A 14,047-nucleotide genomic window follows, 5' to 3' on the forward strand; every position below is an offset into this window, starting at 1 on the left:
GCCGTCCGTGCCGGGCATCCTTTGCGCCATGCTGATCAGGGAAGCAACCACGGGCGACTGGCCCGCCATCTGGCCCTTCTTCCACGAAATCGTCGCGGCGGGCGAGACCTTCACCTACCCACTCGATCTCGGGGAGGCCGACGCCCAGGACTGGTGGCTCCTGAAATCGCCGAACCGAACGGTGGTCGCGGTCGCCGGTGACGGGACCGTCCTGGGCACGGCGAAGATGAACGCCAACCACATGGGCAACGGTTCACACATCGCCAGCGCCAGCTACATGGTCGATCCCCGGCACTCCGGGCGGGGCGTGGGGCGTGCCCTGTGCGAGTACACGATCGACTGGGCTCGCACCGGCGGGTACCGCGCCATGCAGTTCAACGCTGTGGTGGAGACCAACACCGCCGCGGTCCGGCTCTACCGTTCGCTCGGCTTCGAGGTCCTGGGGACCTTGCCGGAGGGCTTCAACCACCCGGCGAAGGGCTTCGTCGGAGTGCACATCATGCACCGCCCGCTCTGAGGAATGTGGTCGCGCAGGCGAACCGGGCGGCCCGGGCCCCGACCGTGCGGTCGGTACGGTCCGCGACCGGAGGTTCACTTCGCGCCACCACAGGGCGGCCGCCGCACACACGTCTGTGTCCGGCATGTCCCAACCGGCGACGATCTGGGGTCGGTTGTGACGCCGAACCCTCTGTGGGGCGGGTGCACACATGGGCGACGGGGGCAGTACTGTGCGCTCCACCGCCATTCGGGCGATGAAACATCTGCGGAGGAAGAATCCATGACCATACCCAGGAGATCGTGGCGTGCCGCGGGAACACTCGCTGCCGCTGCGGTTGTCGGTCTGTCCGGCGCGGTCCTCTCCGCCGGCCCGGCCGCAGCTCACACCCCCACCTGGGACGTGACCTGTACCGAAGTGAGCCTGCACCTGACCGCGTACAACGCTGATGTCACCAACCAGGTGACCGTCACCGTCGACGGGAAGGACCTGCTGCCGACGGAGACCTTCGGCAGGGGGCTCGACAAGACGATCGCGCTGCCCGAGCACGACAAGGCTCTGACGGTTCGTCTGATCGTCAAGGCCGGCGACGGCGACAAGTACTCGAAGGACGACACCAAGCAGGCACCGGTGTGCGAGGGCAGCACGCCGAAGCCCACGCCGACGCCGTCCGAGACGAAGCCGACGGCGACGCCCACCACCGCGACGCCCACCACGGCGACGCCCACCCCGACCGACACGCCGAGCCAGTCCGCTTCGTCGTCTGCGCCCGCCGCAGCCACGCCGAGCCCCAGCTCGCCGGATCTGGCCGAGACCGGTTCGTCGTCCGCCACCCCGATCATCGGTGGTGCGGCTGTTGCCGTGCTGCTGGCCGGCGGCGGCATCATGTGGTCCGTGCGCAAGCGTCGTACGGCGCAGCACTGACGTAGTCCGGCACTCCGGGCGCATACAGGGCCCGGAATGCCGGCCGAGGGGCGTACCGCATCACATCCGGTGAGGCGGTACGCCCCTCATTGCTGGCATCGGGCTGCTGTCCTCAAGCAGATTGCGGTGGGCCCGCGGGATCTTCCGCCACCGGCTCCGCGGCGTCCCTGCGGGCCGGAGCCGAGGCGGGCGGCGCCGCCGGACCGATCTCGCACCACACCGCCTTCCCCTCCCCCCGGGGCTCGATGCCCCACCGCGTGGCGACGGCGTCCAGCAGGAGCAGTCCCCGGCCGGAGGTCGCGGTCTCGCCGGGTGTCCGGCGCCGGGGCCATGCGCTGGAGCGGTCCTGCACCGACAGCCGGACCCGCCGCACCGGCTCGGGCAGCACTTCCAGGGTGAGCACCGCGCCGCCCTCCGTGTGGAGCAGCACGTTCACCAGCAGTTCGCCGGTCACCAGTTCCGCGTCGTCCGCGAGGTTGGCCATGTCCCAGTCGGTCAGGGCCTGACGCACGATGGTCCGGGCGTCGGAGAGCCCTTCCGGATCGGCCTGGTGGATGTACTGGTGGAGCCTCGGTGCCCGCGGCGAGCCGGGGTCCGGACTGCGGCGCAGTACCAACAGGGCGACATCGTCACCGGAACCCCAGCGTTCCCACAGCCGGTCGGACAGATGGTCCGCCAGCGCCTCGGCGTCCGCCGGCCCGGCGCTGACCTCTTTGACGAGCGTGCGCACCCCTGCGTCGATGTCGGCCCCCGGCTCCTCCACCAGCCCGTCGGTGTAGAGGACCAGCGTCTCGCCCGGCACCAGGTCCAGGCGGGTCTCCGGGAACTCCTCGTCGCCGAAGTCGGTCGAGATGCCCAGCGGCAGGCCTCCGCGCACCTGTGGGCTGCCGACGCGGCCGTCCATGTGCCGGATCAGCGGGCCGAAGTGACCGGCCCGCACCACGCGAACGGTTCCGGTACCCAGATCGACCTGGGCGTACGTACAGGTGGCGAACCGTTCCGTGTCCAGCTCGGCGAGGAACCGTGACGCCCTGGCCAGCACCGTCGACGGCGGATGCCCCTCGGCGGCGTACGCGCGCAGGGCGATTCTGAGCTGACCCATGATCGCGGCCGCATGGGTGTCATGGCCCTGTACATCGCCCACCACGATGCCGAAGCGGTCCTTCGGCAGGGCGATCACGTCGTACCAGTCGCCGCCGACCTGGCGGCCGCTCCATGCCGCGTGGTAACGGACGGCGATCTCCCCGCCCTCGATGTCGTGGATCCGCCGGGGAAGCATCGCGGACTGGAGCCCGGTGGCGAACTCGCGTTCCTCGTCGAAGAGCGTGGCCCGCTGGAGGGACTGGGCGACGATGGCGGCGAGCCCCAGACACAGATTGCGTTCGTCGGCGTTGAAGGCCGTGCGCTCCCGGTAGAAGAGCGCCAGACCGCCGAGGGGCCGTGCCTGGGCGACGAGCGGCAGATAGGCCGCCGCCTGGAACTTCAGCTGCCCCATGTACGGCTCCAGCACCGGATAGCGCCGGGTCAGCGCGCTCAGCGAGCTCACGAACCGCGGCCGGCCGCTGAGAACGGTGTCGGCCAGCGGGAACTTCGGATCGAGCCGCCCCTGCCCCAGCTCGTCGACGACCTCCAGGGCTTCGCCGCTCAACGCGATGACATTCAGCGTGGTGTTGTCCAGCAGCCCGAGAGCCAGTCCGTCAGCGCCCAGCCGGGCCAGCCCGCCGGGTCCCGTGAGGGCCGCTGTCACGTCGTCCACCGTCACCGCCCGCGACAATGCACTCGTTGTGCGTTCAACGATGTCGGTCTGCCGCTGGCGTCTCTTTTCCAGGTCCAGCACGAAGGCCGAATGGGTGACTTCCGCCGTCGCGTCCCGCACCAGTCCGACCACCCGGTGCGCCCGGCCGTCGGCGCTGCGCAGGATGCGCGCCTGGACATGGGTCCACTGGTCGTCCCCCTCCTGGAGCGGCACCCGGAAATGCACGCTGTACGAATTGCTCCCGCTCTTGATGGCCTCGTCTATCACCACATCGAGACGGGTTCGTTCCGCCGGGTCGAGGAGCTCCACCAGAGACTCGGGCCGTGAGTCGAAAGCGGCCGGATCAAGGCCGAAGACCAGCAGTCCGCCCTCGTCGATGTCCAGTGTCCGGGCGTCGAGATCCCACTCGAAACTGCCGGTGCGGTTCATGGCAAGCCGCTCCGCCGTCCCGGTCTCGCCGTTGTGTGTCTTCTCGACCAGAAGGCGGGGCGGGACGGGAATGGTCGGCGGCCGGTCGTGATCGGTCATTCCAGCTCCGGGATCGTCCGGCGGATCTGCCGTACGGCGTGACTCAATTGTCTGGCCGGTTCGGAACCGCTGCCACAGCGGAAACTTTCCGGCAGTGCTCCTTCCGCCTGCGCCGGAGCCGGACCACCCCCTCATGACCCGCCCGGCACACCGCCCCGCACAATGGCAGCGGAAGATCGTCCGTCACCGGCGGACGGAACGGCACAGGGCTGACCGGAGCGCACGCATGAACCACGAGGATCCCGTCCTGCTGCACACCGAGGGACGCATCCGCCACATCACCCTCAACCGGCCGCGCGCCCTCAACGCGCTGAACCACGCCATGGTGCTGCGCATGGCGGAAGCGCTCGAGGCGGCGGAACAGGACAGCGCCATCGCCGCGGTAGTGATCAGCGGTGCGGGGGAGCGGGGGCTGTGTGCGGGCGGTGACATCCGCTCCATCCGGGACGACGCCCTGGCCGGTGGCCGGTCCTCACTGGATTTCTGGCGGGACGAGTACCGGCTCAACGCGCGGATCGCCCGCTTCCCCAAGCCGTACGTCGCCCTCATGGACGGCATCGTGATGGGCGGCGGCGTCGGCGTCTCGGCCCACGGCTCCGTCCGGATCGTCACGGAACGCTCCCGTATCGCGATGCCCGAGACCGGAATCGGGTTCGTCCCCGACGTCGGCGGTACGTACCTGCTCGGAGCGGCCCCCGGAGAGCTCGGCACCCACCTCGCACTCACCGGGGACGCGGTAGGTGCGGCCGATGCGCTGCTGTGCGGCCTGGCCGACCACTGCGTACCCACGCAGGATCTCCCGGCCCTGACGGCCGCCCTGGACACGTGCACCACGGCCGAGGCCGTCCGGGCGACGGCCGAGCGGTACGGGGGCACGGCCCCCGACGGTGAGCTGGCCGCGCACCGCGGCTGGATCGACGCCTGCTACTCGGCGGACACGGTCGAGGAGATCGTCGAGCGCCTCACCGGCAGCGGAGTGCCCGCCGCGAAGCAGGCCGCGGCGACGATCATGGCCAAGTCGCCCACCTCGCTCAAGGTGACGCTCGAGGCCGTGCGCCGGGCCCGCCGCCTCGGCAGCCTGGAAGAGGTGCTCGACCAGGAGTACCGCGTCTCGGCCACCGCCTTCACCGGGCCCGACCTGGTGGAGGGGGTGCGTGCCCAGATCATCGACAAGGACCGCAACCCCGGGTGGAACCCCGCGGAGCTCTCCCAGGTGACCGACGAGGACGTGGCACGCCACTTCGCACCACTGGGCGACCGCGAGCTGGGCCTCGGCCCGGCCGCCGCAGCCGGCTGAGCCACCGCGCGCCCGTTGCCCCTCTCCAGCAGGGGCGACCTCGCCCCCGGACACGTTCAGCACGAACGAGCCGTCCCTCTCCCGGGATACGTTCAACGCGAACGAGCCGTCCCCCTCCCGGGAGCGATCCGTGCCGCCGCCCGGTCCCAGTCGCGCAGGTCGCCCCGCGGCTCGTAGTGCCGCAACGGCTGGGTACGGGCGACCAGTTGCCGCAGACCGGAGAGGTCACCCACCAGGCCCCGGGCGCGCGCCTGCAACAGGATGTTGCCGAGCGCCGTCGCCTCCGCCGGCCCCGCCGTCACCGGAAGTCCGCTCGCGTCGGCCGTCCACTGGCACAGCAGCTCATTGCGTGAGCCCCCGCCGACCAGATGGATCCGCGTCGGCGCGCGGCCGGCGAGCCCGGCAGCCCGGCGCAGGGTCGCGCGGTGGGCCAGCGCCAGGCTCTCCAGCACACACCGCACGTATCCGCCCGGCGTCCGCGGCGCCGCCTGCCCCGTCCGCAGCAGGTAGGCATCGATCCTGGCCGGCATGTCACCCGGTGCGAGGAACGACTCGTCCTCCGGGTCGATCACCGCGGCGAAGGGCGGCGCCGCGGCCGCGTCGGCGAGCAGCCCGGCCAGCGCGGGAGCCGCGCCCTCGCGGCGCCACTCCCGCCGGCATTCCTCCAGCAGCCACATTCCCATGATGTTGCGGAGATAGCGGACGGTGCCGTCCACCCCGCGCTCATTGGTGAAGTTCGCCGCCCGGGACTGCTCGGACAGCACCGGCGCGTCCAGTTCCAGTCCGGCCAGCGACCAGGTGCCGCACGAGACGTACGCGAAGTCCCGTTCCAGCGCCGGAACCGCCGCGACCGCCGACGCCGTGTCGTGCGAGGCGACCGTCGTGACCGGAGTCGCGGGCGGCAGACCGGTGAACTCGGCGACGTGCGGCAACAGAGTCCCCGCCGGATCGCCCGGCTCCCGCAGCGGCGGAAAGAGCGAACGCTCCAGCCCCAGCCTGCCGATCAGGTCATCGGCCCAGCGGCCGCGTCGCGCGTCGAACAGGCCCGTCGTCGACGCGTTGGTGATCTCCGCTCCCACCGAGCCCGTCAGCCAGTGCACCAGCAGATCGGGCATCAGCAGAAGAGTCCGCGCACCCTCCCACTGAGCCGTCCGGCGATGCGCGAGCAACTGGAAGACCGTGTTGAAGGGAAGGTGCTGCAATCCGCCGACCTCGTACAGCTCCTGCGCGCCGACGCCCGGCGGCAACAGGTCCTGAGCCCCGGCGTTGCGCCCGTCCCGGTAGTGGAACGGCGCCCCCAGCAACGCCCCGTCGGCGTCCAGCAGCCCGTAGTCCACCGCCCAGGTGTCGACACCGATCGAGGCGACCGGACCGGAGCGCCCGGCGGCCCGCAGCCCGTCCAGCATCCCCTGGTACAGGGCCAGGACGTCCCAGCGCAGACCGTCGGGGAGGCGCACCGGTGTGTTGGGAAACCGGTGTGCCTCGGTCAGTTCGAGTGTCGCGGCCCCCACCCGGCCCGTGATCACCCGGCCGCTGGTGGCGCCGAGGTCCACGGCGGCGAAGACGCTGTCGCCGGCCGGGCTGCCGAGTGAGTTCACAGCCATGGGGATCGTGTCCGGGTCATCGCAGGAAGGCCGCTGCCACGCCGGCGTCGACCGGAATGTGCAGGCCGGTGGTGTGGGTGAGGTCGCCGCCCGTCAGCGCGAACACGGCGTTGGCCACGTGCTCGGGCAGCACCTCGCGCTTGAGTAGGGTCCGCTGGGCGTAGAACGCGCCGAGCTCCTCCTCCTCGATGCCGTACGTCGCCGCCCGCTGGGCGCCCCAGCCCGCCGCGAAGATCCCCGAACCCCGCACCACCCCGTCCGGGTTGATGCCGTTGACCCGGATCCCGTGCTCGCCGAGCTCCGCCGCCAGCAGCCGCACCTGATGGGCCTGGTCGGCCTTGGTCGCCGAGTACGCGATGTTGTGCGGACCGGCGAACACGGCGTTCTTGGAGGCGATGTAGATGATGTCGCCGCCGAGGTGCTGCGCCTGCATGACCCGGGCGGCCTCGCGCGCCACGAGGAACGAGCCGCGCGCCATGATGTCGTGCTGGATGTCCCAGTCGCGTGCCGTGGTCTCCAGCAGCGGCTTGGAGATGGAGATGCCCGCGTTGTTCACGACGAGGTCCACACCGCCGAAGGCGAGAACGGCGGCCTTGAACGCCTCCGCGATCTGCTCCTCGCTGGTCACATCGACGGTGACGGCGACGGCCCGGTCGGGTCCGCCGAGGTCCTGTGCGACTGCGGCCGCGTTCTCGGCGTTCAGGTCCGCGACGACCACGCACGCGCCCTCGGCGACCAGCCGGTGCGCGATGGCCCGCCCGATGCCCGAGCCCGCACCGGTCACCAGCGCGACACGGGTGGCCAGCGGTTTTGCCTTCGGCATCCGCCGCAGCTTGGCCTCCTCAAGCTCCCAGTACTCGATCCGGAACTTCTCGGACTCCTCGATCGGCGCGTACGTGGAGACGGCCTCCGCGCCGCGCATCACATTGATGGCGTTGAGGTAGAACTCGCCGGCGACACGGGCCGTCTGCTTGTCCTTCCCGAAGGAGAACATCCCCACCCCGGGCACCAGCACGATCGCCGGATCCGCACCGCGCATCGCGGGGGAACCGGGCAGGGCATGCCGCTCGTAGTACGCGCGGTACGCCTCGCGGTACTCCACGTGCAGCGCCTTCAGCCGCTCCACGGCCTCGGCGACCGGAGCGTCCCCGGGGAGGTCGAGGACCAGCGGGCTGACCTTCGTGCGGAGGAAGTGGTCCGGGCAGGAGGTGCCGAGGGCGGCGAGCCGCGGGTGTCCGGTGCGGGAGAGGAAGTCCAGCACCGGTTCGGCATCGGTGAAGTGACCGACCTGGGCGCGATCGGTGGACGCCAGGCCGCGGATCACCGGGGCGAGCGCCGCCGCCCGCTCCCGTCGCGCCTCCGCGGACAGGGCCGTACGGTCCGGCAGTACGGACCCGAAGGGCTCCGCCTTGCCGTGCTCCCGGAGGAAGGACTCCGCGGTGCGGATCATCCACAGGGCGTTGTGCTCGCACTCCTGGGACGTCTCGCCCCACGCCGTGATGCCGTGGCCGCCCAGAACGACGCCGACCGCCTGCGGGTTCGCCTCCTTGACGGCCGCGATGTCCAGGCCCAGCTGGAAGCCCGGCCGGCGCCACCCCACCCAGGCGACCTTGTCGCCATAGCACTCGGCGGTCAGCTTCTCGCCGTCGGCCGCGCAGGCCAGCGCGATTCCCGAATCCGGATGCAGATGGTCGACGTGTGCCGCTTCGACCAGGGCGTGCATGGCGGTGTCGATGGACGGTGCGGCGCCGCCCCTGCCGTGCAGGCAGTAGTCGAACGCCGCCACCATCTCGTCCTCGCGCTCCACACCCGGGTACACCTCCTTGAGGGCGCGCACCCGGTCCAGGCGCAGCACGGCGAGACCCTCCTCCCTCAGGGTGCCGAGGTCGCCCCCGGAGCCCTTGACCCAGAGCAGTTCGGCCTCGAGACCGGTGACCGGATCGGGACCGGCTGCCTTCACCGAGGTGTTGCCCCCGGCGTAGTTGGTGTTGCGGGGATCGGATCCGATCCGGTGCGCGCGTTCCAGGAGCGCGGCGACCTCGGCGTGCGTCGCGGACGTCATGAGGGTTCCTTCGGGGTGAGAAGTGCGTGAACGACAAGCGGGGCGCGGTACGGAGGTCAGGGCCTCTCGTCTGGATCCGGCCTGATCCAGACGAAGGGACCTATGCGCCCCAGCCGGCCTGTGTGCCGCCGACCCGGGCGGCGGCGATGCGTTCCTGGTTCCCGGAGGCCAGGTAGGCGGCGACCGGGTCACCGGCCAAGCCCTGCTCCTGACGGACCTCGGCCAGCAGCGGCCGCACATCGGTGTTGTAGGCATCCATGAGAACGGCGTTCGAGGCCAGCACATCGCCCGACATCTGTGCGGCGACGAGCGCATCCCCGTCGACCAGGAGCGCCTTGGCCGTCGCCTCCTGCACATTGGCGACCGACCGGATCACCGCAGGAATCTTCGCCTCGATGTTGTGGCACTGGTCGAGCATGAAATTGACGTCGGTCTCGGGCCGGAGGCCACCGTTCTTGACCACCTCGTGCATGATCCGGAACAGCTGGAAGGGATCGGCGGCCCCCACCATCAGATCGTCGTCCGCGTAGAAGCGTGAGTTGAAGTCGAACGCGCCGAGCCGTCCCTCCCGCAGCAGGACCGCCACGATGAACTCGATGTTCGTGCCGGGTGCGTGGTGCCCGGTGTCCACGACCACCTGGGCCTTGGGTCCGAGCTTCAGACAGTGCGCGTACGCCGTGCCCCAGTCGGGCACGTCCGTCGTGTAGAAGGCCGGCTCGAAGAGCTTGTACTCCAGCAGCATGCGCTGGTCGTCGCCGAGGCGCTCGTAGACCTCCACCAGCGCCTCGGCCAGCCGGTCCTGACGGGCGACGATGTCATCCTGGCCCGGGTAGTTCGTGCCGTCGGAGAACCACAGTTTGAGATCGGGCGACCCGGTCGCGTCCATCACGTCGACGCACTCCAGCAGATGGCCGGTCGCCTTGCGCCGGACCGCCGCGTCGGGGTGGGTGACCGAACCCAGCTTGAAGTCGTCGTCCTGGAAGACGTTGGAGTTGATCGCGCCGATCCGCAGCCCGAGCCCCTCGGCGTGCCGGGTCAGTGCGGCATAGTCGTCCACCTTGTCCCAGGGAATGTGCAGCGACACCTTCGGCGCGACCCCGGTGAAGGCGTGGACCTGCGCCGCGTCCTGCATCTTCTCGAACGGATCGCGGGGCACACCCGGCTGCGCGAAGACCTTGAAACGGGTCCCGGAATTGCCGTAACCCCACGACGGAGTCTCGATCACCTGAGACTTCAGGGCTGCCTTGACGGCCGACACATCAGACATGAACACCTCGTAAGCAGAGTCATCCGGCGGCCGAGGCCGTCAGGATGTGAATCGTTTCATCCGGAACGTACGCTAGGTTTGGCATCAGTCACTAGTCAAGCGACCGGCCAGTCTTCTTCAGGGGTTGAATCAATTCACCACGAAGGGGGCGTCCCGGCCGAGGGCGGCCCCGGCAGGGAGCCCGGGACCAGCCGGACGGGGACTCGTGCACGGACGCGGATCCGGCCCGGCCTGCCTCCTGGGCGGACCGGGCCGGACCATGTGCGGGGAGAGGCCCCAGGGCCTCTCGTTCGGATCAGGCCGGATCCAAACGAAAGACCCTAGAACCCGGTACGGTCCTCGCTGCGCGCGTCCTCGACGCGGTGCGCGTCGTAGAGACCGGCCCGCGCCAGGCGCCGCCACGGCCGGGCCAGGGCGCTCGCCGGATCCTGTGGGCCCAGATCCGCGACGGCCACCGAGGGCGCTCGGCTCCGCGCGCACCGGGCCGCCCACTCGCCGTCGGGACCGATCACCCCGGCCGGGGTGACGTCACCGTGCTGCGCGGGTACGGCGAATCCGGCCCAGTACCGGTTGGTGGCCGCATGCGCCCGGATCTCCGTGGCGAAGGCCTCGCCGCCACCGAGGGCTCCTCCGGTGGTCGAGAACAGGACGCAGTCGACGTCGAGCCGTTCGTATGCGCCGAAGAGCTCCGGGAAGTGCGCCTCCATACCCAGCGCGCATCCGAACCGCACACCGCCGACCTCGAAGGTGACCGGCGTCGACCCGGGTGCGTACATGTACGAGATCTTGGTGTGCGACAGCATGCGCTCGTCGTAGCGGGTCGCCACCCGACCGCGGTCGGAGATCACGTACAGGCTGTTGTGCGGCCGGTTGGGCGGGGTGAGCCGGTGGACGGAGCCGAGTACGGTCCACAGCCCCAGCTCCCGTGCCAGGAGCGCGGTCGACGCCAGCTCCGCTCCGAGCACGTCCCACCGCAACCGGCTCCAGTCCGCGGGTCCGACCTCGTCCGGGCCGTGGACGGACAGCAGGCGTTTGTCAGGGAAGCAGGTCGCACCTTCGGGAAACTGCACGACCCTGGCGCCGGCCGCACGCGCCTCCCTCATCAGGCGTCGCACCTCCGCCCCGCTCGCCCTCAGTTCGGCGCTGCTGCGGGGGTCTTCACGAACCGTGGTCTGGGCCACGGCCAGCCGTACGCTCTTTATTTCCGGCATGACGTCTCCTTGGGGAGCCGAACGGAAATGCCGGAGGGCAGTCGCATAGGACTGACCGGTCCTGGCGGCACGGGCACGTACCCGGCGCTTGAGATTCCTGTGGGCTGTCATCCGGCCTTCCACGCCACGGACGTCAGCCCCCCAGCGACCACGCCCGAGACGATCGGACCACGACAGCGACCTGAGACAAGAAGTCCCTTTGCCTCCGTGGAAGACCGAGCTGGGGACGGCCGGGGGAGGTGAGGCGCAGGCCACGCCGTGACCATCGTGCCGTCGTGGCCCGCTCTCGTCAAGGACGTCCGGAGGGCGGCCGTGGCCCGGCCGCCTCCATCGCCGACGGGCCTTGCGCGGAGCGCGGTTCAGTGACCGCTGCCCGACAACGAGGGCTGGAGCGAACGCACGAGATCGAAGAACTGCGACTCGTTGCCCGACAGTCCAGCCTGCCGGAGCGCGGCGTCGGCCTCTTCGATCGGCGCGGCGAGCAAAGGCATGAACAGGGGTCCGTCATCCGGATCGGACAGGGCCGCCCGGGTCGCCTCCAGTAAACGCACATACGCCTGCGCCGCGGCGAGTTCGTCCTTGCGCATCTCAGTATCTCCCGGTCGGGGTGTCGGACCAACAAGCATCCCCCAAGGGTCTGACAGTCCCCTTCGGCGACTGCTGAGGCGCACCGCCTATCGGCCGTCCGGCCGCCGCACACCGGGCGGCGGTTCGACCTCCAGGAATCGCCGGCGGCGCGGCCCGCGGTACAGCAGCGCGGTCCATCCCCATTCCCGCAGCACTGTCGCGCAACGCGTCAGCTCCCCCTCCTCCTCGTGCGCCGCCCCGCTGCCGGGCGGTCCGAGCCACTCCACCCGCACCGTCCCCGGCGACGTGCCCGCCGCCACCCGGTACCCCGTCGCGGTGCGTCGCCCCGACGGGTCGACCGCGGACGCGGCCTGACCCGATGCCTCCAGGGCCAGGGCAACGGCCCGTACCGGTCTGAGCAGTTCCCACGGGGCGGGTACGGCCTCCGGGGCAGCATGGCCGGAATTGGTCAGCCGACGGATCTGAAGCATCCCGGCGAGCGCGGTGCGTACCGACGCGGCACGGTTCTCCGCCGTCCCCGGGGGCGACGGACCCTCCCCGGTGGCCGGTTCGAAGCCCGTTTCCTCCTCGGTGCTCATTCGTGTCCCCTTCGTCGTACCGCACTGGTGCCAGTGTGCGCCGCCCCACTGACATCGGTGCGCGTGGCTGCCGGGCGAGCGCCGAACCTCGGTAGGCTCGGCGGTTCATGAGCCTCCGCACTCCAAAGGACCCACGCACCGTGCCCGACAAAGACCGAGCCCCCGGCACCGATCACACGGATGCGGCGGACCGTGCCGCTCTGCGGGCCGACTGCGGCAACTGCTTCGGACTGTGCTGCGTCGCGCTGACCCTGACCCGGTCCGCGGACTTCGCCGTCAACAAGGACGCGGGCAAGCCCTGCCACAATCTCCAGGACGACTTCCGCTGCGGCATCCACACCCGGCTGCGCAGCGAAGGCTTCCCCGGCTGCACCGTGTACGACTGCTTCGGCGCCGGTCAGAAGGTGTCGGGGGAGACCTTCGGTGGCCGGGACTGGCGTACGGCGCCGGACACCGCCCAGCAGATGTTCCAGGTCTTCCCCGTCGTGCGCCGGCTCCACGAGCTCCTCTGGTACCTCACCGAGGCGGTGTCGCTGGTGGAGGCCCGCTCCCTGCACGGAGTGATCCGGCGCGCCCTCGACGCGACCGAACGCCTCACACACCTCGACGCCGACGCCCTCGCAGCGCTGGATGTGGCGGCGCACCGGGACGAGGTCGCCGCCCTGCTGGCGCGTACCAGCGAACTCGTGCGCGCCACCGTGCCGCGCAAGAAGAAGCGCAGTCACCGCGGCGGTGATCTCATCGCCGCCCGCCTCGGGGGAGCGGATCTGCGGGGCGCCGACCTGCGCGGCGCCTACCTCATCGCGGCGGACCTCTCCGGCGCCGACCTGCGCCGGGCCGATCTCATCGGGGCCGACTTCAGGGACGCGGATCTGTCCGGCGCCGACCTGACCGGGGCACTCTTCCTGACGCAGTCCCAGCTCAACGCGGCCAGGGGGAACGGCGCAACCCGGCTCCCGGACTCACTCGGCCGGCCGGCCCACTGGGAGAAGTGACGGACTCCTCCCGCCACGTCACGCGCGCGGTGCCCCCTCGTCCAGCGGGGACTCCAGCGCCACCTTGAGGCGCTCGAGGGTGGTGCGGATGTTGCGGCGCTGGAACACGGCGAAGGTGTGCCCGCGGGTCGCCGCGCGGTCGAACGCGTTCGCCAGGAAGTCGGGCCAGGCGCGGCGGTCATCGGTCCAGGTCTCGGTGACCTTGGTGCCGCCGCCGTCCACCGCCTCGAACCGGTACTCCCAGGTGGCGATCGCGCCCGGCAGGAACGGCCGCCGGGCCCCGATCGCGTGCACCCGGAAGGCGAACCGTTCACCGGGGTCGGCCGCCGTCACCGTGCACCGGGTCGTCCAGCTCATCGCCCCGCGCTTGTTGCGGCCTTCGAAGACCATGCCGACGTACGCGTCCCCCCGCTCCCCGAGGACCTTCGCGCCGCGGTTCTCCGGACTCCAGCGCCCCATCGCGGTGGGATCGCTCAACCGGGCGTACACAGCCGATGGTTCGGCGAGAATCACGATGCTGTCCGATACGGACATGGTGCGGGCCATGAAGCACTTCCGTTCCGCGGCCGACGGCGTCAACTCAGGGACGTCGGGCCGACCGCACGGCCGACGTGCTCCCGGACCCACACCCTACTCACCGGTCACTTAGGGGGTGGTGGCGGGCGCCGGTGGATCCGGCCGGCCGGAGCGAGAATGCTTCGCCCCGTGGTTCGTTGACAGAGCGGCGTAACCGGAACACCT

The 14,047-nt window shown here is 70.8% G+C and carries 12 protein-coding genes; 4 read left to right on the top strand and 8 right to left on the bottom strand.

The features are described from left to right. Window positions 1–28: 28 nt before the first annotated feature. Window positions 29–517 (top strand): GNAT family N-acetyltransferase, encoded by a 489-nt coding sequence (locus OG782_RS35795; RefSeq protein WP_406458306.1) that lies wholly within the window; start codon window positions 29–31, stop codon window positions 515–517. Window positions 518–778: 261 nt separating this feature from the next. Next, on the top strand, window positions 779–1,420 hold the full coding sequence (locus OG782_RS35800; RefSeq protein ID WP_406458308.1) for an LAETG motif-containing sortase-dependent surface protein: 642 nt from the start codon (window positions 779–781) through the stop codon (window positions 1,418–1,420). A gap of 112 nt (window positions 1,421–1,532) precedes the next feature. Here the strand turns inward: OG782_RS35800 and OG782_RS35805 are convergent, their stop codons facing one another. Further along, a complete protein-coding gene (locus OG782_RS35805) occupies window positions 1,533–3,704 on the bottom strand; it encodes a SpoIIE family protein phosphatase (RefSeq protein ID WP_406458310.1) in 2,172 nt (723 codons plus the stop codon). 226 nt (window positions 3,705–3,930) lie between these two features. Between OG782_RS35805 and OG782_RS35810 the strand changes: the two genes are divergently transcribed. Further along, window positions 3,931–5,001, top strand: coding sequence for an enoyl-CoA hydratase/isomerase family protein (locus tag OG782_RS35810; RefSeq protein WP_406458312.1), 1,071 nt, complete (start codon window positions 3,931–3,933; stop codon window positions 4,999–5,001). A gap of 92 nt (window positions 5,002–5,093) precedes the next feature. Here OG782_RS35810 and OG782_RS35815 read toward each other — a convergent pair whose 3' ends face one another. The 6 genes from OG782_RS35815 to OG782_RS35840 form a co-directional block, all read right to left on the bottom strand. Continuing rightward, window positions 5,094–6,605: a rhamnulokinase family protein gene (locus OG782_RS35815; protein WP_406458314.1), complete on the bottom strand. Its 1,512-nt coding sequence runs from the start codon at window positions 6,603–6,605 to the stop codon at window positions 5,094–5,096. 16 nt (window positions 6,606–6,621) lie between these two features. Continuing rightward, window positions 6,622–8,667: a bifunctional aldolase/short-chain dehydrogenase gene (locus OG782_RS35820; RefSeq protein WP_406458316.1), complete on the bottom strand. Its 2,046-nt coding sequence runs from the start codon at window positions 8,665–8,667 to the stop codon at window positions 6,622–6,624. Between the two features lie 100 nt (window positions 8,668–8,767). Beyond that, window positions 8,768–9,934, bottom strand: coding sequence for an L-rhamnose isomerase (rhaI, locus tag OG782_RS35825; RefSeq protein WP_406458318.1), 1,167 nt, complete (start codon window positions 9,932–9,934; stop codon window positions 8,768–8,770). Between the two features lie 320 nt (window positions 9,935–10,254). Continuing rightward, entirely contained in the window at window positions 10,255–11,145 is an 891-nt protein-coding gene (locus OG782_RS35830) for a carbon-nitrogen hydrolase family protein (RefSeq protein ID WP_406458320.1), read from the bottom strand. Window positions 11,146–11,504: 359 nt separating this feature from the next. Further along, a complete protein-coding gene (locus OG782_RS35835; protein WP_406458322.1) occupies window positions 11,505–11,732 on the bottom strand; it encodes a hypothetical protein in 228 nt (75 codons plus the stop codon). An 87-nt stretch (window positions 11,733–11,819) separates the two neighbouring features. Then, complete coding sequence (locus tag OG782_RS35840) at window positions 11,820–12,311, bottom strand: hypothetical protein (protein WP_406458323.1); 492 nt, start codon at window positions 12,309–12,311, stop codon at window positions 11,820–11,822. A gap of 140 nt (window positions 12,312–12,451) precedes the next feature. On the opposite strand from OG782_RS35840, the gene OG782_RS35845 reads away from it, so the two are divergent. Continuing rightward, window positions 12,452–13,306, top strand: coding sequence for a pentapeptide repeat-containing protein (locus OG782_RS35845; RefSeq protein WP_406458325.1), 855 nt, complete (start codon window positions 12,452–12,454; stop codon window positions 13,304–13,306). An 18-nt stretch (window positions 13,307–13,324) separates the two neighbouring features. Here OG782_RS35845 and OG782_RS35850 read toward each other — a convergent pair whose 3' ends face one another. After that, window positions 13,325–13,852 carry an SRPBCC family protein gene (locus OG782_RS35850; protein WP_406458327.1) on the bottom strand — a complete coding sequence of 176 codons (528 nt, stop codon included), beginning with the start codon at window positions 13,850–13,852 and terminating at the stop codon, window positions 13,325–13,327. Between the last annotated feature and the right edge of the window lie 195 nt (window positions 13,853–14,047).

Source organism: Streptomyces sp. NBC_00876 (genome assembly GCF_045207435.1).
GTDB lineage: Bacteria > Actinomycetota > Actinomycetes > Streptomycetales > Streptomycetaceae > Streptomyces.